The following is a 22,567-nucleotide window of genomic DNA, read 5'->3' on the forward strand; positions in this document are numbered from 1 at the left end:
ATGCCGTCCTGACGACGCCATTGTTATCCGTCCATCCTGTCCAAAACGCTAACGGAATCGCTTGGGCGAAACGGTCTGGACCCTGATCTTCCGTCAGGACAGAGCCCGCTCCAGCGCCGCGGCGACCCGATCGACGTCGCCGTCGGCCATGGCCGGGAACAGCGGCAGCGACAGCGTGTGGGCATAATGGGCCATGGCGCCGGGCAGGACGAGGTCGCCGTAGCGGCGGCGCCAGTAGGGTTGGCGATGGACCGGGATATAGTGCACCTGGGTGCCGACGCCCAGGGCGCGCAGGGCCGCCATCACGGCAGAACGGCTCCGTCCCGCGGCGTCGAAGTCGATACGGGCGGCGCACAGGTGCCAGGCCGGCCGGCACCAGGGCACCAGGGCTGGCGGCCGCACCAGCGGGGCCAGCGGCGACAGCCGCTCCGCATAGAGCGCCATCAGCCGCGCCCGCCGCTCGATGAAGCGGTCGAGCCGGCCGAGCTGACTCAGCACCAGGGCCGCGTGGATGTCGGACAGACGATGGTTGAAGCCCGGCTCCGCCATCTCGTAGTACCAGGGGTTGGCCTTCCCCTCCGCATCCAGCGCGGCCTCGGGATCGGCGAAGCCCTCCCCCGCCTGCGGCTCGCGCATCATGCCGTGGTTGCACAGGCGCCGCACCCGCGCCATCAGCGCCGGGTCGCTGCCGGTGACCGCCCCGCCCTCCCCCGCCGCGATGGTCTTGACCGGGTGGAAGGAGAAGACGGTCAGCGACCCGGCCGCCACCTCCGGCCGGCCGGCGCCGACCGGCGTCCCGCCGTCTTCCGACAGATCGACCGTGCCGACGGCGTGGCAGGCATCCTCGACCAGCGCCAGCCCTTCGGCCCGGGCGAGCCCGGCCAGCCCGTCCATCGGGGCCGTCTGCCCGGCATAATGCACGGGGGCGAGCGCACGGACGCGCCAGCCGGCTTCGCGGGCGCGGGCGATGGCGGCCTCTGCCTCGGCGACGCCCATCAGGCCGCTGTCGGGATCGACGTCGGCGAAGGCGACCTCTGCCCCGGCATGGCGGGCGGCCGATGCGGTGGCGAGAAAGGTGTTGGCCGGCACCACCACCGCGTCGCCCGGCCCGATGCCGAGCGCGGCATAGGCCAGCCGCAGCGCCGCGGTGCCGTTGGCGCAGGCGACCGCCTGGGCCGCCCCGACCCGCGCGGCCAACGCCCGCTCGAAGCCGGCGACCGCCGGCCCCTGGGTCAGCCAGTCGCCGCGCAGCACCGCCGCCACCGCGGCGATGTCGTCCTCCTCCACCGACTGGCGGCCATAGGGGAGGAAGGGCAGGTTCGCCATCAGGGGGTTTCCGCCAGCAGCGAGCGCAGCCGCTCGCCGTCCAGCCAGTCGTCGTTTCCGTCGCTGGCATAGCGGAAGCCGTCGGCCACCGGGCAGGCGTTCATCCGCTCGTACGGCGCATGCTGCCAGAAGGTGAAGGTCGGCTCGATGACGTAGCGGTCGGCCAGCTCGTAGGTCTGGCGGGAATCGTCCTCGGTGATCATCACCTCGTGCAGCTTCTCGCCCGGCCGGATGCCGACGATCTTCTGCGGCAGGTCCGGCGCCATGGCGCGGGCGAGGTCGGCGATGCGCATGCTGGGGATCTTCGGCACGAAGATCTCGCCGCCCTGCATCATGGCGAAGCAGGACAGCACGAAATCGACGCCATGCTGCAGGGTGATCCAGAAGCGGGTCATCCGCTCGTCGGTGACCGGCAGATGGTCGGCCCCCTCGGCGATCAACTTGCGGAACAGCGGCACGACGCTGCCGCGCGACCCCACCACATTGCCGTAGCGCACCACCGCGAAGCGGGTGTCGAGCGCCCCCGACAGGTTGTTGGCGGCGATGAAGATCTTGTCCGACGCCAGCTTGCTGGCGCCATAGAGGTTGATCGGGTTGGCCGCCTTGTCGGTCGACAGCGCGACGACACGCCGCACCCCCGCCGACAGCGCCGCCCGCACCACATTCTCCGCCCCGTAGACGTTGGTGTTGATGCACTCCATCGGGTTGTATTCGGCGGCGGGCACATGCTTCAGCGCCGCAGCGTGGACGCAGAAATCGACGCCGCGCATCGCCAGCTTCAGCCGTTCGCAATCGCGCACGTCGCCGATGAAGTAGCGCAGCGTCGGCGCCCACTCCGCCGGCATGTGCTGCTGCATCTCGTACTGCTTGAACTCGTCGCGGGAGAAGATGATGACACGGCGCGGTTTGGCGTGCCGCATCACCGTCTCGACGAAGCGGCGGCCGAAGGATCCGGTGCCCCCGGTCACCAAAACCGAGCGGCCGTCCAGCATGCGCAACCCCGCCTCCAGACCTCCGTCCCCCCCGTCCGGGGTCCATGCCTCGGGTCCGCTGGCCCTGCTGGAATGTGTGGTCACCGCCGGTTCCATCCGTTGAAGGTCCGCATCGCTCGAAACCGCCGGCTACGGCCGGGATCGATATGAATCCCGACCGTAGCCGGTGCTTTCTGACGATCGGGTTAATTCACTCCGTCTCCCGGCGCAAGGCCCCCGGCGGACGGGGTGGGCGGGGTCCTCCCCGCCTGCACGTCCTCCAGCAGGCGGATCTGCGCCGGCAGGCAGACGGTGGCGAGGTCGAAACGCTCCACCGCCGTGCGCCTTGCGGCGGCCGACAGGGCGGCACGCAGGTCGGGGTCGTCCAGCGCCGTCTCCACCCGGCCGGCGAGCGCCATCGGATCGAAGAAGTCCGTCAGCAGCCCGTTCACCCCGTCCTCGATCACCTCGGCGACCGGCGGCGTGTCGGACCCGACGATGACGGCGCCGCAGGCCATCGCCTCCAGCATCGACCAGGACAGAACGAAGGGGAAGGTCAGGTAGATGTGGGCGCGCGAGATGCGCAGCACCGACAGGTAATCCTCATAGGGCAGCTTGCCCAGCACATGCAGCCGCGACGATTCAGGCCGCGGGTTGCCGGCGGCGTCCAGCATCGTCTCCCGCCACATCGTCTCGCGCCAGGTGCCGCCCCCCTCCGGTGGCGCGCCGTAGCTGACCTCGTCGCCGCCCACCACCAGGATCTGCAGCTTCGGCCGGCGCAGCAGCAGCTCCGCCGCCGCCCGCATGAAGGTGGGAAAGCCGCGGTAGGGCTCCAGGTTGCGGGCGACATAGGTCACCACCTCGTCCTCGCGCGACAGGGTCCGGCCGTCGGGCAGGGTGACGGTGGCGGCCGGATCCGGCCGGCAGACCTCGGTGTCGACCCCGTCATGGATCACCGAGATGCGCGGGCGGAAGGCGTCGGGATGCTGGCGCCGCTGCCACTCCGTCGGGCTGACGCCCCAGTCCATCGCCTCCAGCCCGGCCAGCAGCGAGGCGTTCTTGGTGCGGATGCGGCAGCGCGTCTCCAGCGTCACCGGCCGCTCCGGGTCGAAGCCGACGTCCGACCCGTCGGCCCGATAGAAGAACTCGCAATAGAGCAGCAGGCGGGCATCCGGGAACAGGTCCTTCAGGAACAGCGCCTCGCCCCAGCCGGGATGGGCGCAGATCACGTCGGGGGTGAAGCCCGCCTTCTGCAGGGCCAGCCCGGCCCGCACCGCGCCCTGCCCGTGCAGGACCTGCCCCTCGAACATGCGGATATAGGGGTGGGTGCCCTCCCCCGGCTCGCGCGTCGGCCGGTAGAGCGCCATCTGCACGCCCTTCGGCAACTCGCGCCGGACCTTGCCGATGAAGGCGACCTGATGGGCCGGGTCGGCCGCGAAATGGCGGACGAGATGCTTGTACTGGCCGGGGGTGTTCTGGTGGACGAACAGGATCCGCATGGAAAAACAATGTCCGGACGACGGAGAAACGGAGCGACAGCCTGCAGCCATCCGGCGGCGCTGTCGATGCATATGACCATAGCCGGTCCCGGGATCCGGAGCGCGGCTTTCCCAAGTCCTATAAGGATCCGTTCCGCCCCCCGCCGCCTTGCGCCTATAAGGTGTCCGCCCGCCGGCGCTGCCGGCCCATTGCGCGACGGAGCGCCGACTCCCCTTGTCCAGCCTAACCACGTCCAGCCCAACCCCGTCCTCCCTGCCCTCCTCCCCCTGGCGCTTCCTGTGGATGTTCGTGCGCGAGCGTTTTCTCGGCCGCGCCATCCTGCTGAACCTCGCCGCCGCCGGCGGGATCGGGCTGATGGGGATGGAGCCGGTGGCGATGCGCGGACTGGTCGACGCGCTCGCCGGGATGTCGGGGGGCGGGCTGTCGGGACAGCAGCCCTCCGGCTCTCCCGCCTGGACGGCGGAGGTGATGCGCTGGTTCCTGCTGCTGGGCGGGCTGTGGATCGCGTCCGCCCTGTTCAACCGCCTGCGCGAGCTGGTGGACCTCCACACCTCGCCGGCGTTGCGCCATGCCATCCAGGTCCGGCTGTTCGACCATCTGATCGACCATTCGCCGCGCTACTTCCAGGACAATTTCGCCGGCAACCTGGGCCAGAAGGTCAAGCAGGCCGGGCAGAGCGCCATCCAGATCCTGGAAATCCTGACCAACGACATCATCCGCATCGTCGTCATCCTCGCCATCGGCCTGACCCTACTGGCCTCGGCCCAGACCCTGTTCGCCGGGCTGCTGGTCGGCTGGACCGCGGCGCACCTGACCCTGTCGGCGCTGCTGGCCCGGCGCTGCCTGCGGCTGTCGCATGCCTTCTCCAAAGAGGTGTCCTCGACCACCGGCCGCATGGTCGACGTCATCGCCAACGCCGAGCTAGTGCGCGCCTTCGCCCGCCGCCGCCAGGAGCTGGCCGGCCTGTCCGACGCGCTGACCGGCGAGATCGACCGTTCCAAGGAGCTGCGCTGGTTCCTGACCAGGATGTGGTTCTGGCTGTTCAATGCCCTGCTGGTCTTCCAGATCACCCTGATCGGCCTCGCCGTGTCGGAGGCGACGGCCGGCCGCATGAGCGTCGGCGACTTCGCCATGGTCTTCTCGCTGGCCAGCATCGTCGGCGCCAATGTCTGGGGCCTGTCGACGCGCATGCTCGGCTTCTTCGAACAGCTGGGCATCCTGTCCGGCGCGCTGGAGCTGATCGTCCGCCCGCACGAGATCCCGGATCCGCCCGGCCGCCCCGATCTGGCCGTCACCGCAGGCGCCATCCGTTTCGAGGATGTCCGCTTCGCCCATCCGGGAGGCGGGGCGGTGTTCGACGGCCTGTCGCTGACCATCCGGCCGGGGGAGCGGGTGGCGCTGGTCGGCCCGTCCGGCGCCGGCAAGAGCACGCTGGTCCGGCTGCTGCGCCGCCAGTTCCCCGTGCAGGGCGGCCGCATCCTGATCGACGGCCAGGACATCGCCCAGGTCAGCCTCGCCTCGCTCAATCGCGCGGTGGCCGAGGTGCCGCAGTTGCCCAGCCTGTTCCACCGCTCCATCCGCGACAACATCGCCTATGGCAGCGAGGACGCGACTGACGAGGCGATCCGGGCCGCCTCCGTCCGCGCCCATTGCGACCGCTTCATCGAGGGGCGCGCCGGCGGCTACGACACCGTGGTGGGGGAGCGCGGCATCCAGCTGTCGGGCGGCGAGCGCCAGCGGGTGGCCATCGCCCGCGCCTTCCTGAAGGACGCGCCGATCCTGGTGCTGGACGAGGCGACCTCGTCGCTCGACTCCGAGACGGAGCACCTGATCCAGGACGCCCTGCTCGGCCTGTTCGAGGGCCGCACGGTGATCGCCATCGCCCACCGGCTGTCGACCGTCACCGGCATGGACCGCATCCTCTATATGGAAGCCGGCCGTATCCTGGAGGACGGCGACCATGCCACCCTGCTGCGCCGCGACGGCCCCTATGCCCGGCTGTGGCGCCGGCAGGTCGGCGGCTTCCTGCCGGACGATGCCGGCTCCCCTGCCGGGGCCGAGACCACCGACATGGAAAAGGTGCGATGATGCGGATCCGCCCTGCGCTGCTGCTCGCCGCCAGCCTGTTGCTTCACGTCCCGGAGGCTGCTGCCATGTCGCCCCTGCCCTTCTTCCAGCGGGTCGAGCGCGTCGGCCTGCTCTGCGCCGTGGATGCCGAGGGCGGCCCGGCCGCCGATCTCGGGGATGACGCGCTGTGTGGCCGCGCCGCGGCGGTGCTGTCGGGACTGCTGGCCTCCGGCCCGGCGGTCACGGCGCTCGTCCCCAACGACGCCCGCATCGCCGATCCTGGCACCCTGCTGCTGCTGGTCCACGCTACGCTGCGGCCGGACGACGGGCAGGGTGACGGAAAGCGGCTTCTGTCGCTCGCCGCGACCCTCCAGCGCAGCGGATCGACCGGCGGCGCGCCCTTTTTCATGATGCCGCCCCAGGCCCTGGCGCTGTCCGGCCCGCTGGAGGAAAGTCTTTTGGAGTCAATGCTCCGCCGCCTGCTGACCCCGCTGGCGAAGGCCCTGCGCGCCAATCCCTGAGGGGCCGGAGTTTGGAGTCTTGTCGCAGGGGGATCTGGATGACACCGCAGGCTCGAACATTCACGAGCCGTCATTCCCGCGAAGGCGGGAATCCAATCATGTCAAGCACTTGGACCGGAAGCCTGGATCCCCGCCTTCGCGGGGATGACCGTCATGCGAGGCAGAGTGCGTGCTCCGCCGTCACCGGCAAAGCTGCGCGAACTTGCGCTCCGGGATCGGTGGCGGCGAGGGGTGCAGCATCAGCCCCTGTTCCTCCACATCGACCCGCGCGTCGGGATAAACTGCAAGCGCAAGCTGCAGAGCCTCGATGAACCGCTTCCTGAAATCGCGCAGGCGGCTGTATCCGGCGCCGAACTGCTCGAACACCGCCGGCCAGGTGATCGGGGTGGAGCGGTTCAGGCTGTGCAGCCGGTAGGCCAGCCAGATATAGATGTCGATGCTGGTGCTGTTGTTCTGGATGTGGCGCAGCGCCGGCTCCCAGATCGGCACCGGGTGGGCCTTCAGCTCGCGGAAGAAGGCCTCGGACAGCAGGACGCGGTCCTCCCACAGCGAGCCCTGGCCCGGCTCCGCCCCGGCATTGGCCGAGAAATGGATGCCGCCCTTGACGATCGACCCCTTTTCGAAGCCGATGCTGTGGGCGTCCTCCCAGGCGAAGGTCAGGTTGCAGGCGGCGATGCGCGAGGCCTGCTCGCGGATGTCGCGATAGGTCTGGCCGCCGACCGACAGGCCCATGCGGTCCAGCCACTCGTGCATGCTGCGGCCCAGTTCGACCTCGCGGCTGTCGGTCTGGATCGCCCGGGTCTGCAGATAGAGCAGGATCATCCGCGCGCGGCTGCCGTACGGAACACCGTAAAGCTTAAAGCCACCGTTGCGGATCGGCAGTCGTCCAGGCTCGATCAGCAAGCGGATCTTATGTCCGCGACGCTCCCACGGCTGGTCATCGGGAAGACGACGATGCGGAAGAGCCGTCAGCGCGAAGCCCGAATAGGTGATGCCAAGCTCCTGCCGCTCCTCTTCGAGGACGGCAGCGGCGACATCGACTAGCGAACGCTGATCCGGATCGGTCTGGAGCGCCTTCGCCTGGTCACGTCCTAGCTGGGTGATCAGGGTGTGTATCTGTCCCATAGCGAGCTGACCTTGGCACGACTTTGCGAGGAACCCTATATCACGGCCGGTTAGTGCCAGCAATTTGGAGTCTTGTCGCTCAAACTATTTGTACGGTTATTTGATTCAGTTAATAGTTTGCGCGACAAGACTCCAGTAGAGAATCGCGAGTCGCGCGACAAAACTCCAGAACTCCCGCGACAAGACTCCAGCGGATAGTCCCGATTGCCTGTGGATTTTTCGGCCAACGCGACAAGACTCCAGGCGGGACATTTCGATTCGGCCCCGAATCGCTTCCGATTCGCTTATTTCCGAGTCGCGGAGGCGAATCGACCGCGGCTTGCCCATGATTCATGCCGCCGGCCGATCCGATCCGCACCCCGGGTTTGGAGTTCTGTCGCGCCCCGGTTCGTCCAGCCTTTGCCGCATCGCCGTGCCCATTCGTCCCTGCTGGAGCCGCCGGCCCCGGATCCGGGGCCAGATCCGGGGATCCGCCGGCAGGGGGGGCGCGACAAGACTCCAACCTCGACCCTGGCCTTGGTGCCGCCGACAGGGGGGCCGGCAGGGTGGATGTTTGGAGTCTTGTCTCGCTCCCGTCCCGCCCCCTCCCGGAAGAGGCGCCCCGGTCGGGTGGGTCTCGGAGGGGTGCTTGTGGAGCATCGAAAGCGCGGTCTATAACGAACCGCCGTGGCGCCGGCCATTGGTCCTGCCTTTGGTTTTCCGGCGTCCGGCCAGATGCTCGACACCCAGATGTTCAACACAATGAATGGCGGCAGGATGAACGGCAATTCCGCGCAGAAGATCGTCCCGGTGCTGCTGTCCGGCGGTACGGGGTCCCGTTTGTGGCCCTTGTCGCGCGAACTGTATCCCAAGCAGTTCCTGCCGCTCTGCTCCGACCGGACGATGCTCCAGGACACCGCCCTGCGGGTCAGCGCGCAGCCTGGTACGGCCACGGAAGTCGTCTTCTCGGCCCCGCTGGTGATCTGCAACCAGGAACACCGCTTCCTCGCCGCCGAGCAGCTGCGCCAGTCGCGCTGCACGCCGCGCGGCATCATCCTGGAGCCGGCCGGCCGCAACACCGCCGCCGCCTGCGCGCTTGCCGCCCTCGCGGTGACCGCCGACGACCCGGACGCGCTGCTGCTGATCCTGCCGGCCGACCACGAGATCCGCGACGCCGAGGCCTTCCGCCGCGCCGTCGCCATCGCCGCCCGCGCCGCCCAGGCTGGCCGGCTGGTCACCTTCGGCATCACCCCGACCCGTCCGGAGACCGGCTACGGCTATATCCGCCGCGGCCATTCGATGGACGAGGCCGACGGCGCCTACAACGTCGCCGCCTTCGTCGAGAAGCCGTCGCTGGAGGTGGCCGAGCGCTATCTCGCCGAAGGCACCTATGCCTGGAACAGCGGCATGTTCCTGTTCCCGGCCGCCCGCCTGCTGGCCGAGCTGGAGCGCCACGCCCCGGCCGTGCTGACCGCCTGCCGCGAGGCGCTGGAGCAGGGCTCCAAGGACCTCGACTTCTTCCGCCTGGATGCCGCCGCCTTCGCCAAGGCGCCCGGCATCTCCATCGACTATGCGGTGATGGAGCGCACCGACCGCGCCGCCGTCGTCCCCTGCGAGATCGGCTGGACCGACGTCGGTGCCTGGTCGGCGCTGTGGGACGTCGGCAACAAGGACGGCGAGGGCAACGTCGTCGTCGGCGACGTGCTGCTGGAGGGCGCCCGCGACTGCTACGTCCGCAGCGACAACCACCTGACCGCCGTTGTCGGGGTGGAGAACGCCGTGGTGGTGGTGGTGGACGACGCCGTGCTGGTCGCCGACCGCTCCCAGGCCCAGGACGTCAAGCGCATCGTCGACCGGCTGAAGGCGGAGGGGCGCAGCGAGTCCGTCAGCCACCGCCGGGTCCACCGTCCCTGGGGCTCCTACCAGTCGCTGCACACCGGCGACCGTTTCCAGGTGAAGAGCCTGACCATCGCCCCCGGCTCGCGCCTGTCGCTGCAGAAGCACCATCACCGCGCCGAGCATTGGGTGGTGGTCAACGGCACCGCGCTGGTCACCCGCGGCGAGGAGCAGGTGATGGTCTACGAGAACCAGTCGATCTACATCCCGATCGGCACGGTCCACCGGCTGGAGAACCCCGGCAAGGTGCCGCTGACCATCATCGAGGTGCAGTCCGGCTCCTATCTCGGCGAGGACGACATCGTCCGGCTGGAAGACGTCTACGGCCGCAACTGAGCGGCTAAGCAGGTTCGCGGGGAGACAGGAAGCGCGAGCGTCGCTTGTGTCTTCCTGCGGTCTTGGACAATGGCGGCTTGGTCCGGGCCGCCACCTTCCGGTAGAAAGAGGATGCGAGGGTGCCACAGCGGCGCCCCGCCTTCTGCTGCCGGGACCATCATGACCATCGAGCCGCCGCCCGACGACCGCATCCCCGAACTCTATGCCGACGGGGTCTTCGACATCGGCTTCGGCAACGGCATGGTCCGCATCGACCTGTTCAGCCTGTCGGCGTTGCGCAAGGACGACAACGGCCAGCCGCTGCCTGCCATCCGCCAGCGGGTGGTGATGAGCCTGCCGGGATTCCTCGCCAGCCTGTCGGCCCTTGAGGGCATGCGCCAGCGGCTGGAGGCCGCCGGCGTGCTGCCGCCCGGCGCCGCGTCCACCCCCTCTGCAACTCCGTCCGCCGCTCCGGCGTTCCAGAGCCCGGTTCAGGCTCCAATCCAGCCTGCCTCCCCTACCGGTCCATCCACTGGCCCCGCGACCCCGGTCTCCCCGCCCGGACGGCCCCGCTCGCCGAACTTCGGCTGACCGATGCCGGACGCCAGCACGACCGTCGCGGCCCCGCCTCCCGGCCCCGATGCCGCTCCAGACCGCGAGGAAAGCACCGCGCTGCGCTGCCTGACGCTGGTGGCGCGCCATCACGGCCTGTCGGCCTCGCCGGCCGCCCTGCGCGCCCGCGTCGCCCCAGGCCGCGGCGAACCCTCGACCGCCGACCTGCTGCGCATCGCCGCCGCCACCGGCTTCAAGGCGACCGCCCGCCGGCTGGACTGGAAGGGCCTGCAGTCCCTGCCCCCCGTCTTCCCGCTGCTGGCGCGGCTGTCCAACGGCAACACCGTCATCCTGGTCGGGCTGTCGCGTCCGGCCCGCCCTGACGAGGAACCCATGGTCGGCGTCGTCGATCCGCTGGCCGACCGGCTGGACGTGATCGACGTGCCGCGCGACCGCTTTCTGGAGCGCTGGGACGGCGAACTGGTCTTCCTCAAGCCGCGCCACGGCTTGGCCGACCCGCGCCAGCCCTTCGGCCTGCGCTGGTTCGTGCCGGAGATCCTGCGCCAGAAATCGGCCTTCCGCGACGTGGTGGTGGCGGCCCTGGTCCTGCACGCCCTCGCCCTTGCCGTCCCGGTCTATTTCCAGATCGTGATCGACAAGGTGCTGGTGAACGAGACCGTCGCCACGCTGCAGGTGCTGACCATCGGCGTGCTGGCCGCCCTGCTGTTCGAGGCGGCCTTCCGCTTCCTGCGCCAGTTCATCCTGCTGTCCGCCGCCAACCGCATCGACATCCGCCTCTTGAACCGCACCTTCGGCCATCTGCTCGACCTGCCGATCACCTTCTTCGACGGGCATTCGGCCGGCGTCACCGTGCGCCACATGCAGCAGGTGGAGCGCATCCGCGAGTTCCTGACCGGCAACCTGCTGTCCACCGTGCTCGACAGCCTGGTGCTGCTGGTCTTCCTGCCGGTGCTGTTCTTCTATTCGGTCAAGCTGACCCTGGTGGCGCTGCTGTTCGCAGGCCTCATCGCCGGGGTGGTGGTCGCGCTGGTGCCGGTCTACCGCAGCCGCCTGCGCGACCTCTACAACGCCGACGCCGAGCGGCAGGCCATGCTGGTGGAGACCATCCATGGCATGCGCACCGTCAAATCCTCCGCGCTCGAACCGCTGCAGCGGCGCGGCTGGGACCGCAAGGCCGCCCGCGCGGTGACCAGCCATTACCGGGTCGGCCGCATCTCCATCGCCGCCCGCACGGTGACCGAGTTCCTGGAGAAGGCGATGATGGTGGCGGTGGTCGCCGTCGGCGCCTTCGACGTCTTCGACCGCCAGCTCTCGGTCGGCGCCCTGATCGCCTTCCAGATGCTGTCGGGCCGGGTGGTGACGCCGCTGGTCCAGATCGTCTCGCTGATCCACCAGTATCAGGAGACCGCCCTCTCCGTCCGCATGCTGGGCGAGGTGATGAACCACCCGGCCGAACCCAGGCGCGAGGGCAGCGGCGCCTGCCCTGCCCTGATCGGCCGCATCGAGATCGAGGGGCTCGGCTTCCGCTACGACCGCAACCGGCCGCCGGCCTTGGACGGCGTGACGCTGAGCGTGCCGGCGGGGTCCGTCGTCGGGCTGGTCGGGCGCAGCGGCTCGGGCAAGAGCACGCTGATGCGCCTCCTCCAGGGCTTCTACCCGGTGCAGGAGGGCAGCATCCGCTATGACGGGCTGGACATCCGCGAGCTGGATCTGGCCCATCTGCGCCGCTCCATCGGCGTGGTGCTGCAGGAGAATTTCCTGTTCCGCGGCACCATCCGCGACAACATCGCCATGACCATGCCCGAGGCCAGCCGCGAGGAGATCGTCGAGGCCGCCCGGCTGGCCGGCGCCGACGAGTTCATCCACCGCCTGCCCGACGGCTACGACACGCTGGTGGAGGAGGGGGCGTCCAACCTGTCCGGCGGCCAGAAGCAGCGCATCGCCATCGCCCGCGCCCTGCTGCCCCAGCCGCGCCTGCTGATCCTGGACGAGGCGACCAGCGCGCTCGATCCCGACAGCGAGGCCATCGTCATGGCCAACCTGCGGCGCATCGCCCGCGGCCGCACCGTGCTGATCGTCACCCACCGGCTGTCCACCCTGACCGGCTGCGACACCATCGCCGTGCTGGAGCAGGGCCGCCTGCTCGACCTCGCCCCCCATCCCATCCTGCTCGACCGCTGCGCCGAATACCGGCATCTGTGGCAGCAGCAGAACCGGGGGCGCTGAGCCATGCCCGACACACAGATGCCCGAGATGGACAGCGAGGACGCCACGCAGGCCGAAACCGGCCGCGAGGTCGTCCCGGCCAAGGCCGAACCACCCCCCCCCGCCCCTTCTCCTTCCGGCCGCCGCCGCGCCGCCCTGCCCGCCCCGTCGGCACCACCGCCGGGCTTCGCGCTGGAGTATCTGCCGGACGGGGCGGCGATCGAACATGCGCCGCTGCCCTGGCTGGCGCGCTCTACCCTCTACGTGCTGGCCGGGCTCTTGGTGGCGCTGGTCCTGTGGGCCGGCTTCGCCCAGGTCGACCGCATCGTCACCGCCGGCGGCCGGCTGGTGACCACGGCGCCGCTGGTGGTTGCCCAGCCGCTGGAAACCGCGGTGGTGCGCGGCGTCGACGTGCAGGTCGGCGACCGTGTGCGGGCCGGCGACCGTCTGGCGACGCTCGACCCCACCTTCGCCGCGGCGGATCTGGCCGACCTGACCGGCAAGCTCGCCGGCGTCGAGGCGCAGATCGGCCGGCTGCGCGCCGAGCTGGACGGCAGCGACTTCACCCCCGCCGCCGGCAACCCTGATGCCGCCGTGCAGGCCGCCATCCTGGAGCGCCGCCGCGCCGAATACCGCGCCCGCCTCGCCTCGCTGGACGAGAAGGCCGGGCAGCTGGACAGCGCCATCGCCGCCAGCCGCCGCGCCCAGGCCGGGCTTGCCGAGCGGCTCGCCGTGGTCGGCGAAGTGGAGGACATCCGCCGCCAGCTTCAGGAACGCCAGACCGGCTCGCGCCTGACCTACCTGGAGGCGCGGATCGAGCGGCTGCGCATGCGCGACGAGCTGACCGCCCTGCAGGACCGCGAGCTGACAAGCGAGCACGAGCTGCGCGGCGTCCAGGCCGACCGCGCCGCCTTCATCGACGAATGGCGCCGCAAGACGGCGGAGGAGCTGGTGGAGCAGACCCGCCAGCGGGCCACCCTGGTGGAGCAGATCGCCAAGGCCGAGCGCCGCCGCTCGCTGGTCACCCTGACCGCCCCGGTCGACGCGGTGGTGCTGGAGGTGGCCAAGCGCTCCGTCGGCTCCGTCATCCGCGAGGCCGAACCGCTGGTCACCCTGGTCCCCGCCGACGTGCCGCTGGAGGTGGAGGCCGAGATCCCGTCGCGCGACATCGGTCTGGTGCGGGTCGGCGATTTCGTGCGGGTGAAGCTGGACGCCTTCCCCTTCCAGCGCCACGGCACCCTGCCCGGCGAGATCCGTACCATCAGCGCCGACGCCTTCACCCACGACCCGGCCCAGGGCGCCCAGGGGAGCGGGGCAAACTCCATCAACGCCGACGCCCCCCGCCCGGCCGCCGGCGCCGTCTTCCGCACCCGCATCCGCCTGACCGACACCCGGCTGGAGGCGGTGCCCGACGGCACGAGGCTCAGCCCCGGCATGGTCGCCTCGGCCGAGATCCGCGTCGGCACCCGCTCGGTGCTGTCCTACTTCCTCTATCCCGTCATCCGCGCGCTGGACGAGAGCATCCGCGAGCCCTGATAACGGGCGCGTGCGCCAACAGGGTGCCTCCGCATCATGATGGCGCACCATGTTGGATCGTCGCCCGTCCGATGCTACAAGGCCTGCCGGCCACCAAGCTTTGCCTTGGGCGGCCCGGCGCTCGCGAGGCGGCCTGCCTTCCGGCGCATTCGTCGGCCTGCAATCTGGTGAGTCCCCCGATGTCCAAATCCGTGTCCGTTTCCGCCGGGGGGCTGTTCGCCGCCGTCGTGCTGGTCCTGTCGGTGCTCTACGCGGCGATGGCCTGGACGCCCTCCTCCTACGGGGTGGCGCTGCGCCAGATGGGGGTGACGGAGGACAGCGGCCTCGTGCTCGGCAAGCCGCGCGACATCCGCAGCGACGAATGGGCGGTGTGGACGCCCTATCTCCAGATCGCGGTCGACAACGATTTCGCCCGCCACAACGCCCATTCGCCCTATCACGAGGATCTGCGCAACTTCAACGCCCTGCCCCTGCGGGATTGGGCGCTGCCCTTCAAGCCGCAATACTGGGCCTTCTTCCTGGTCGATCCGGCCCATGCCTTCGCCATCTACCATGCCGCCTTCATCGCCCTGTTCCTGATCGGCTATCAGCGGATGGGGCGGATGCTGGGGATGGCGCCGGGCGTCTCGGTCTGCTTCTCGCTGCTCGCCTTCTTCGCCGGCTACACCCAATATGCCTGGACCACCACCGGGCCGCTGCTCGCCCTGTTCCCCTGGCTGCTGGTGACGCTGGCGGCGCCGCTGCGGCTGCCGGTGAAGGGGCTGCTGCTCTACTGGCTGGCGGCGGTCTGGCTGCTGTCGCATTTCTATCCGCCGGTGATCCTGTCGCTGGGCTTCGTCGGCGCCGTGCTGGTGCTGGCGCTGCGCCGCGACCTGCTGCGGTGGCCGCTGCTGGCGACGGCGGGGCTGGCCGCCGCCCTGGCCGCCGGCACCGTCTACGGCTATCTGGCCGAACCGCTGCAGGCGATGACCGCGACCGTCTATCCCGGCCAGCGGCACAGCGACGGCGGCAGCGGCGACTGGCGCATCTGGCTGTCGACGGTCCTGCCCTTCATCACCACCCGCGGCTTCGACAGCCTGATCGTCCACAACATCGTGGAGACCGGGGCGATCGGCAGCTATTGGCCGCTGCTGCTGCTGGTCTTCGCCGACTGGCGGCAGGGACTCGCCGGCGGAGCCGTCGACCGCGGCCGGTTGCTGACCGCCCTGGCGGTGCTGGGCGGCGGGCTGGCGCTGGTGTCGGCCTGGATGCTGCTGCCCATCCCGGCGGCGGTGGGGAAAATCCTGCTGTGGGACCGCGTCTTCCCGCCGCGCATGATCGTGGCGGTCGGCCTGCTGGCGCTGGTCGCCACCGCGCTGCTGGCCGGTTCGGTCCGCTGGCGGATCACACCCCTGCGCGTCGCGCTGTTCACCGCCGCCGTGCTGGCGGCCTGGATGGTGTCCAAGCGCGCCGGCGGCGTGGCGCCCTGGTCCACCCTGTTCGACGGAACGATCCTTCTGGTGCTGGCCGGCGGGCTGGCGCTGCGGTACCTGATCCAGGCGATGGGGCTGCCGCCGTTGCGCACGGGCACGCTGGTGGCCGGTGTGGCGGTGGCGGCCAACCTGCTGACCTTCGGGCAGTTCAACCCGATCCAGTCGGCCAGGCCGATCTTCGACCGGCCGCACACAGCCCTGACCGCCCGGCTGTCGGCCCAGCAGGCGGCGCACCCCAAGGGCTGGCTGGTGGAGACGCTGCCGATCTTCACCGGGGCGGTGCTGGCCGGCTGGGGCTACAACTCCATCGCCCACACGCTGATCGCCCCGCATGCGGACTTCTTCCGCCCGCTCTTCCCCGACATGGCGGAGGACCGCTTCACCCAGGTCTTCAACCGCTATGCCCACATCATCCCGGACACGGTGACGGAGCCGGTCTCCCCCTATCCCGATCAGGTGCGGGTGCCCTGGTCGGCCCTGGATCCCAGGGCCGCGAATTCCGGCACTCCGGCGCGGGAGGCGAGCGTCCTTCCGGCCGATGCGGCCCCGGCCGGCGGGCCGTTCCCGACCGGCGGCAGCCTGGACGAGGTCCGGCTGGAGAACGGGATCCTGCGCCTGCGCGGCTGGGCGCCCTGGACCGGCGTCCGTGCCACGCAGGGCGTCACGGTGGTGAGCGACCTGCCCCTGACCGTTGTGTCCCAGGGGCTGGAGCGCCGGCCCGACCTGCAGGCCGCCTTCCCCGCCGCCGACCGCGGACAGGCCGGCTTCACCCTGCTGCTGCGGCCGGCGGCGGCATCGGACCGGCCGCCGGTGCTGTGCGTGCTGGCCCGCGACACCGATGCCGGCACCATCGCCCTGGCCGCCCCCCGTCCGGCGAATGACGGCGAGGAGCCGGGCTGCCGCCGGCTGGGGCTGGCGAAGTGATGCTGGCGCGGTGATGCGGCGGATGCCCTGGGAAGATGCCCTGGGAAGATGGTTGTGGTGACCCCGCATCGCTCACAACGGGGTAACGCGCGCCTCCTGTTCCCTCTCCGGAAGCCCTTGCGTTAAGCCGGAAAAACCCATGCGGGAGGTCGTGGACGCGCTACTTTCAGGCGGATGACGCCCAACGACGAAGAGCGGACCATGACCAGGAGCGACAACGCGACCGTGCTGGTGACCGGCGGCGCCGGCTATATCGGCTCCCATGTGGTGCTGGCGCTGCGCGACCAGGGACGCGCCGTCGTGGTGCTGGACGACCTGTCCACCGGCCGGCGTCAGGCGATCCCCGACGGCGTGCCGCTGGTCGAGGGTGACGTCGGCGACAAGGCCCTGCTGGCCGAGACCTTCGCCCGCCACGGCATCGGCACCGTGATGCATTTCGCCGGCAGCATCGTCGTGCCGGAATCGGTGGAGCGGCCGCTCGCCTACTACCGCAACAACACGGTGAAGAGCCACGCCCTGATCGAGGCCTGCGTGGAGGCCGGGATCGGCCGCTTCATCTTCTCCTCCACCGCCGCCGTCTACGGCATGCCCGACCGGCTGCCGATCGACGAGCAGACGCCGTTGAGCCCGATCAACCCCTACGGCTCCTCCAAGCTGATGACGGAATGGATGCTGCGCGACACCGCCGCGGCCCATCCGCTGCGCTACGTCGCTCTGCGCTATTTCAACGTCGCCGGCGCCGACCCGCAGGGCCGCTCCGGCCAGGTGTCGAAGGTCGCCACCCACCTGATCAAGATCGCCGCCCAGACCGTCACCGGCCAGCGGGCGGAGTTGCAGATCTTCGGCGACGACTACGACACGGCGGACGGCACCTGCGTGCGCGACTACATCCATGTCAGCGACCTCGCCGACGCCCATGTCGCGGCGCTCCGCCATCTGGAGACGGGCGGCGCGTCGGAGGTGCTGAACTGCGGCTACGGCCGCGGCTATTCGGTGCGCGAGGTGCTGTCGATGGTGGAGCGGGTGACCGGCCGTCCGCTGCCGATGCGCATCGGCCCGCGCCGCGCCGGCGATCCCCCGGCCCTGGTGGCGGGGGTGGAGCGCATCGGCCGGACGCTCGACTGGACCCCGCGCCACGCCGACCTTGAGACCATCGTCGCCTCGGCCCTCGCCTGGGAGGAGCGGCTGGTGAAGGGCCTCTGAGAGCGCCCCCCTCGCCGGCCCCGTCAGCCTCGCCCGTCAGACCGCGGCGATCATCCCCGCCGTCAGCTGGCCGGGGGTGAGGCCGGCCAGCCGGATTTCCAGCGTGGAGTTGCTGGTGTAAGCGCTGCTGAAATCGGCGTCGGTGAAGCGGCCGACCAGCATCGGGGTCCCGTCGGACGACAGGAAGGACGCCATGCTGAAGCGGTCGGCGATCTGCTGCGCGGACAGGGTGGTCTGCTCGAAGCGCAGCGTGTCGGCGCCGGGCTGGAAGTCGGTGATCGTCGTCGTCCCGGACGGCCCGGCATAGACCATGAAGCCCGGCGTCGGCCCGGTCGTCGGCCGCGCGACGACGAAGGTATCGGCCCCGGCTCCGCCGGTCAGCGTGTCGGTGCCCGACGACAGATAGATGGTGTCGTTGCCGTTCCCGCCGTCGATGAGGTCGTCGAACGATTTGTAGGAGGTGGGGTATCCATGCTGGCTGACCCAGAAGGATGAGGAGATGGTGTCGTTGCCGTCGCCGCCGTTGATGGTTCCCGTCATCCGGATGAAATCGTTGCCGGCGCCGGCGTTGACCGTCACCGCCTTGGAGTAATAGCCGCCCATCGGCAGGTTGACGCTGTCGGGCATCAGGATGGTGTCGTCCCCGCTGCTGCCGGTCAGGAGGACGGTCGAGTTGGGGAAATCCCCGTTGGTGAGATAGTAGGAGAGGTTGGTCACCTCGACGTTGGACGGGATGGTGTAGCTGGTGATCCTGTCGCCCAGCGACATCGTGTCGGTGCCGCCGTTCGCCCCTTCCTGGACCGTGACGCTGTTGGTGTAGACATAGTAGGTGTCGTCGCCGGCGCCGCCGTTCAGATGGTCGCTCTGGTAGCCGTAGAGAACATCGTTGCCGGTCTCGCCGAAGATGGTGTCGTTGCCCAGCCCGCCCTGCAGCGTGTCGTTGCCCGACCCGCCGTTCATGCGGTCGCCGTGGCCGGTGGTGCTGTAGATGCTGGCGATGCTGTCGTTGCCGCTCAAGGCGGCCAGATCGCGCGGCAGCCGCCCCTCGCGCAGGCCGAACTCCTGCCAGTGCTGCGCGGCGGAGGTGAAGCCGGCCGCCGCCGCCTCGGCGACGTCGGGATAGGCCGACAGGTACCAGGCCGCATCCGGCGCGCCGCTGCGGTCGGTCTGCGGCGCCGGCGCCATGTAGTAGGCGATGCCCTCGTAGCGCATGTTGGGCAGGGTGGCGATCACCGCATCCCGCTCCTCCGCCGAGCCGGTGTAGAAATGCGCGCCGTTGTCGGAGTTCCAGAACCGGTAGACCGCCTGCGACGCGCTCGCCGTCTGCACCGTGCTGGCGCTGTAGGCCGCCCCCTCGTAGACGTAGTTCGGCATCGTGCTGCGCACCGCGTCCCGTTCGGCGGTGCTGGCGGTGTAGAAGAAGGTGCCGGTGTCCGCCCGGCGGAACCGCCAGACGGTGGTGTCGGTCGCCGTGGGGTTGGTGAAGGCGACCCCCTCGTAATTCATCGAGGTCAGGTTGGTTGCGACGACGTCGCGCTCGATGTCGCTCCCCGTATAGAAATGCGACCCCGTGATGGTGTTCCAGAAGCGCCAGACCGGCATCACTCACCCCCAGATTGCGTTCCGCGAGCGGAGGATAGGAGCGGATTCAGCGATTTGGAATGGTGCTAATCGTCATAGCCGCTATCCCAACGTGCAGGGTGGTTTCACACCAGCCCCCCTTCAAACCAATCGCCGCAGCAGCGGAATCCGCGACAGCACGAAGGCGATGACGCCGGACCCAAGGACCACCGTGGCGATCCCGGCGAGCGCGATGAGGCTGGGATTGGCGAACCAGTTCCGCGTGTCGCCGATGAGATACAGGATGACGACGGGATGGACGGCGTAGACGCCGAAGGACAGGCTGCCCAGGAAGCGGATGACCGCCTGCGCCGCCCGGCCCAGGCGGCGGGACAGCCCGTCCAGGGCCAGGAAGGCCGCCATCGCCCCGGCCGCCACGTTGGGAGCGAAATATCCCAGGAACTGTTCGCTGGCGGTGCCGAGCCGCGCCGACCAGGCATAGGTCAGAAACAGCGTCACCGCCGCCGACAGCCCGAACAGCCCGCCGGCGGCCCAAAGCGGAATGCTGCCGCGCAAGCGCGCAAGCGCGCCGCCCAGCAGCACATAGCCGAGATAGTAGGGATAGTCCGGCCACAGGACGCCCGGCTCGGCATTCCCGGTCGCGAGATTGCCCGCGAACATCCAGGCCGCCGCCACCCCCCACAGGACGAGCGCATAGCCGACCAGACGGCCGCCCTGGGCGAAGACCGCCCGCATCAGCGGCATCGCCAGATAGGAGAGCAGCAGCGGATAGAGGAACCACAGATGGAAGAAGGCCGGCTGGCGCGGCAGCGCGCTCAGCGGCGGTGTTCCGGCGAAATGGATGATCTGGTGTCCCCAGACCAGATAGAAGCCGCTCCAGGCCGCCATCGGCACCGCCACGGCGACGAAGCGCTTGCGCAGGAAGGCGCCGATCGGCTCGGCGCGCGGCAGCAGCAGGGCGCCGCTGGCCATGAAGAACAGCGGCACGCTGCTTCGGCACAGGCTGTCGATCGCCGCGGCGACCCACCAGTGGATGTCGAAGCGGAAGGGCTGGTCCGGCGGCGTGGCCGGGATCTGGCCGAAGAAATGCGGGCTGATGACGTGGATGCCGACCACCATCAGCATCGCCACCACCTTGATGGCGTCGCCGCCCGGCCAATAGGAACCCTGATGGTTCCGCTCCGGTGCGGCGTCCGATGCGGCCGCTTCCGCCGGCTGTCTTTCCTGCAGGCCGGCCGGCATCGGCAGAACGCCCATCCTCACTCCCTGTAGCCGCCGGTGCTGATCGGCACCATGCGGCACCTCCCGAACGATGAGGCGGCCGGCGCAGGAGAGCGGGCCGGCCACACGTATCCGTCATGTGGAGGTGCGGGCTGAATCGGCGGCCCGGCATCCGCGACGTGGAGCCGGACAATGCGTCAGGCACGGCGGCGCGGGCTAGCCGATCATTGGCGGTAAGATGGATGGCGGAGGATAAGGGCCGCAGAGACCTTTCAGGCGCCCCCTCAGGCACCTTTCTCAGGCGAAGAAGCGCCCGCGGAAATAGGCGATGGTGCGGGCCAGCCCCTCGTCCAGCGGCACGGCCGGTTCCCACTCCAGCAGGGCGCGGGCCTTGGCGATGTCGGGGCGGCGCTGCTTGGGGTCGTCCTGCGGCAGCGGCTTGTGCACGATCTTCGAATCCGAGCGGGTCAGGCGGACGATCTTCTCCGCCAGTTCCAGCATGGTGAACTCGCCGGGATTGCCCAGGTTGATCGGGCCGGTGACGCCGGCCGGCGTGTCCATGAAGCGCAGGAAGCCTTCGATCAGGTCGTCGACATAGCAGAAGGAGCGCGTCTGCTGGCCGTCGCCGTAGATGGTGATCGGCTCGCCCTTCAGCGCCTGGATGATGAAGTTCGATACCACGCGCCCGTCGCTGGGGTGCATGCGCGGGCCGTAGGTGTTGAAGATGCGGATGACCTTGATGTCCAGCCTGTGCTGGCGGTGATAGTCGAAGAACAGCGTCTCGGCGCAGCGCTTGCCCTCGTCATAGCAGGCGCGCGGGCCGATGGTGTTCACGTTGCCCCAATATTCCTCGGGCTGCGGATGCACCGCCGGGTCGCCGTAGACCTCCGAGGTCGAGGCCTGCATGATCCGCGCGTGCACCCGCTTGGCCAGCCCCAGCATGTTGATGGCGCCGATGACCGAGGTCTTGGTCGTCTGCACCGGATCGTGCTGGTAATGGATCGGCGAGGCCGGGCAGGCGAGGTTGTAGATCTCGTCGACCTCGACATAGAGCGGAAACGTCACGTCGTGGCGCATCAGCTCGAAATGCGGGTTGTCCAGCAGGTGCAGGACGTTGTCGCGGCTGCCGGTGAAGAAGTTGTCGACGCACAGCACGTCGTTCCCGGCCGCCAGCAGCCGGTCGCACAGGTGGGATCCCAGGAAGCCGGCGCCGCCAGTGACGAGGACACGCTTTCGGTTGGTCAGGGCCTGCATGGCTTCCTTTCTGCCCGGTTGGAACGGCGTCAGCCGAGCAGCCCAAGCAGGTAGCGCCCGTAATCGTTCTTCTTCAGCGGCTCGGCCAGACGGCTCACCTGCTCGGCGTCGATCCAGCCGGAGGTGTAGGCGATCTCCTCCGGGCAGGCGATCTGCAGGCCCTGGCGGTGCTGGATGGTGCGGACGAACTCCGCCGCTTCCAGCAGGCTGTCATGGGTGCCGGTGTCGAACCAGCCGTAACCGCGGCCCATCTGCTCGACCGACAGCCGGCCCTGATCCAGATAGGCGGCGTTGACCGACGTGATCTCCAGCTCGCCGCGCGCCGACGGCTTCACCGCGGCGGCGATGTCCAGCACGTCGTTGTCGTAGAAATAGAGCCCCGTCACCGCCCATTTGGAGCGCGGCGCCACCGGCTTCTCCTCGATGCTCAGCGCCCGGCCCTCGCCGTCGAACTCCACCACGCCGTAGCGCTCGGGGTCGCGCACGGCATAGGCGAAGACGCTGGCGCCCTCGGTCTTCTCGCCGGCGGCGCGCAGGATGTTGGTCAGGCCGTGGCCGTAGAAGATGTTGTCGCCGAGGACCAGCGCGCAAGCGTCGTTGCCGACGAACTCGCGGCCGATGATGAAGGCCTGCGCCAGCCCGTCGGGCGAGGGCTGGATCGCGTAGGTCAGGTTCAGGCCCCACTGCGACCCGTCGCCCAGCACCGTCTGGAACAGCGGCTGGTCGTGCGGGGTGGTGATGACCAGGATGTCGCGGATGCCCGCCAGCATCAGGGTGCTGAGCGGGAAATAGATCATCGGCTTGTCGTAGATCGGCAGCAACTGCTTGCTGATCGCCCGCGTCACCGGGTAGAGCCGGGTGCCGGATCCGCCGGCCAGGATGATGCCCTTCATGGTCC

The 22,567-nt window shown here is 69.7% G+C and carries 16 protein-coding genes; 8 read left to right on the top strand and 8 right to left on the bottom strand.

Annotated features, from left to right (window positions below):
- Nucleotides 1-93: 93 nt before the first annotated feature.
- The 3 genes from pseC to PWS46_RS29195 all read right to left on the bottom strand — a co-directional run bounded on the left by pseC (nucleotide 94) and on the right by PWS46_RS29195 (nucleotide 3,796).
- Nucleotides 94-1,326 carry a UDP-4-amino-4,6-dideoxy-N-acetyl-beta-L-altrosamine transaminase gene (gene pseC / locus PWS46_RS29185; RefSeq protein WP_434625250.1) on the bottom strand — a complete coding sequence of 411 codons (1,233 nt, stop codon included), beginning with the start codon at nucleotides 1,324-1,326 and terminating at the stop codon, nucleotides 94-96.
- Nucleotides 1,326-2,318: a UDP-N-acetylglucosamine 4,6-dehydratase (inverting) gene (gene pseB / locus PWS46_RS29190; RefSeq protein ID WP_434625252.1), complete on the bottom strand. Its 993-nt coding sequence runs from the start codon at nucleotides 2,316-2,318 to the stop codon at nucleotides 1,326-1,328. Before pseB ends, pseC begins: the two co-directional genes overlap by 1 nt.
- Nucleotides 2,319-2,503: 185 nt before the next feature.
- Nucleotides 2,504-3,796 (bottom strand): glycosyltransferase family 4 protein, encoded by a 1,293-nt coding sequence (locus PWS46_RS29195; protein WP_434625254.1) that lies wholly within the window; start codon nucleotides 3,794-3,796, stop codon nucleotides 2,504-2,506.
- Nucleotides 3,797-4,010: 214 nt separating this feature from the next.
- Between PWS46_RS29195 and PWS46_RS29200 the strand changes: the two genes are divergently transcribed.
- Together PWS46_RS29200 and PWS46_RS29205 are read left to right on the top strand one after the other, a co-directional pair.
- Nucleotides 4,011-5,885 carry an ABC transporter ATP-binding protein gene (locus tag PWS46_RS29200; RefSeq protein WP_434625256.1) on the top strand — a complete coding sequence of 625 codons (1,875 nt, stop codon included), beginning with the start codon at nucleotides 4,011-4,013 and terminating at the stop codon, nucleotides 5,883-5,885.
- On the top strand, nucleotides 5,882-6,385 hold the full coding sequence (locus tag PWS46_RS29205; RefSeq protein WP_434625258.1) for a hypothetical protein: 504 nt from the start codon (nucleotides 5,882-5,884) through the stop codon (nucleotides 6,383-6,385). Before PWS46_RS29200 ends, PWS46_RS29205 begins: the two co-directional genes overlap by 4 nt.
- A gap of 180 nt (nucleotides 6,386-6,565) precedes the next feature.
- On the opposite strand, the gene PWS46_RS29210 is transcribed toward PWS46_RS29205, so the two are convergent.
- Complete coding sequence (locus tag PWS46_RS29210; RefSeq protein ID WP_012978551.1) at nucleotides 6,566-7,510, bottom strand: replication protein RepA; 945 nt, start codon at nucleotides 7,508-7,510, stop codon at nucleotides 6,566-6,568.
- 756 nt (nucleotides 7,511-8,266) lie between these two features.
- Here PWS46_RS29210 and PWS46_RS29215 point away from each other — a divergent pair.
- The 6 genes from PWS46_RS29215 to galE all read left to right on the top strand — a co-directional run bounded on the left by PWS46_RS29215 (nucleotide 8,267) and on the right by galE (nucleotide 17,613).
- Entirely contained in the window at nucleotides 8,267-9,721 is a 1,455-nt protein-coding gene (locus PWS46_RS29215; RefSeq protein ID WP_434625260.1) for a mannose-1-phosphate guanylyltransferase/mannose-6-phosphate isomerase, read from the top strand.
- Nucleotides 9,722-9,880: 159 nt separating this feature from the next.
- Nucleotides 9,881-10,291, top strand: coding sequence for a hypothetical protein (locus PWS46_RS29220; RefSeq protein ID WP_434625262.1), 411 nt, complete (start codon nucleotides 9,881-9,883; stop codon nucleotides 10,289-10,291).
- 3 nt (nucleotides 10,292-10,294) lie between these two features.
- The gene (locus PWS46_RS29225) at nucleotides 10,295-12,499 is read left to right on the top strand and encodes a peptidase domain-containing ABC transporter (protein WP_434625264.1); all 2,205 of its coding nucleotides are present in this window, start codon (nucleotides 10,295-10,297) and stop codon (nucleotides 12,497-12,499) included.
- A 3-nt stretch (nucleotides 12,500-12,502) separates the two neighbouring features.
- Entirely contained in the window at nucleotides 12,503-14,014 is a 1,512-nt protein-coding gene (locus PWS46_RS29230; RefSeq protein WP_434625266.1) for an HlyD family type I secretion periplasmic adaptor subunit, read from the top strand.
- Nucleotides 14,015-14,193: 179 nt separating this feature from the next.
- The gene (locus tag PWS46_RS29235; RefSeq protein WP_434625268.1) at nucleotides 14,194-16,410 is read left to right on the top strand and encodes a DUF7657 domain-containing protein; all 2,217 of its coding nucleotides are present in this window, start codon (nucleotides 14,194-14,196) and stop codon (nucleotides 16,408-16,410) included.
- 201 nt (nucleotides 16,411-16,611) lie between these two features.
- A complete protein-coding gene (gene galE, locus PWS46_RS29240; RefSeq protein ID WP_434625270.1) occupies nucleotides 16,612-17,613 on the top strand; it encodes a UDP-glucose 4-epimerase GalE in 1,002 nt (333 codons plus the stop codon).
- Nucleotides 17,614-17,649: 36 nt separating this feature from the next.
- Here the strand turns inward: galE and PWS46_RS29245 are convergent, their stop codons facing one another.
- The 4 genes from PWS46_RS29245 to rfbA all read right to left on the bottom strand — a co-directional run bounded on the left by PWS46_RS29245 (nucleotide 17,650) and on the right by rfbA (nucleotide 22,562).
- Nucleotides 17,650-19,215 carry a hypothetical protein gene (locus PWS46_RS29245; protein ID WP_434625272.1) on the bottom strand — a complete coding sequence of 522 codons (1,566 nt, stop codon included), beginning with the start codon at nucleotides 19,213-19,215 and terminating at the stop codon, nucleotides 17,650-17,652.
- A 120-nt stretch (nucleotides 19,216-19,335) separates the two neighbouring features.
- The gene (locus PWS46_RS29250) at nucleotides 19,336-20,451 is read right to left on the bottom strand and encodes an acyltransferase (protein WP_434625274.1); all 1,116 of its coding nucleotides are present in this window, start codon (nucleotides 20,449-20,451) and stop codon (nucleotides 19,336-19,338) included.
- A 261-nt stretch (nucleotides 20,452-20,712) separates the two neighbouring features.
- Nucleotides 20,713-21,669 carry a UDP-glucuronic acid decarboxylase family protein gene (locus tag PWS46_RS29255; RefSeq protein WP_434625275.1) on the bottom strand — a complete coding sequence of 319 codons (957 nt, stop codon included), beginning with the start codon at nucleotides 21,667-21,669 and terminating at the stop codon, nucleotides 20,713-20,715.
- Between the two features lie 29 nt (nucleotides 21,670-21,698).
- Nucleotides 21,699-22,562: a glucose-1-phosphate thymidylyltransferase RfbA gene (rfbA, locus tag PWS46_RS29260; RefSeq protein ID WP_434625276.1), complete on the bottom strand. Its 864-nt coding sequence runs from the start codon at nucleotides 22,560-22,562 to the stop codon at nucleotides 21,699-21,701.
- Between the last annotated feature and the right edge of the window lie 5 nt (nucleotides 22,563-22,567).

Origin of the sequence: Azospirillum sp. B2RO_4 (assembly GCF_051124815.1) — a bacterium.
GTDB lineage: Bacteria > Pseudomonadota > Alphaproteobacteria > Azospirillales > Azospirillaceae > Azospirillum.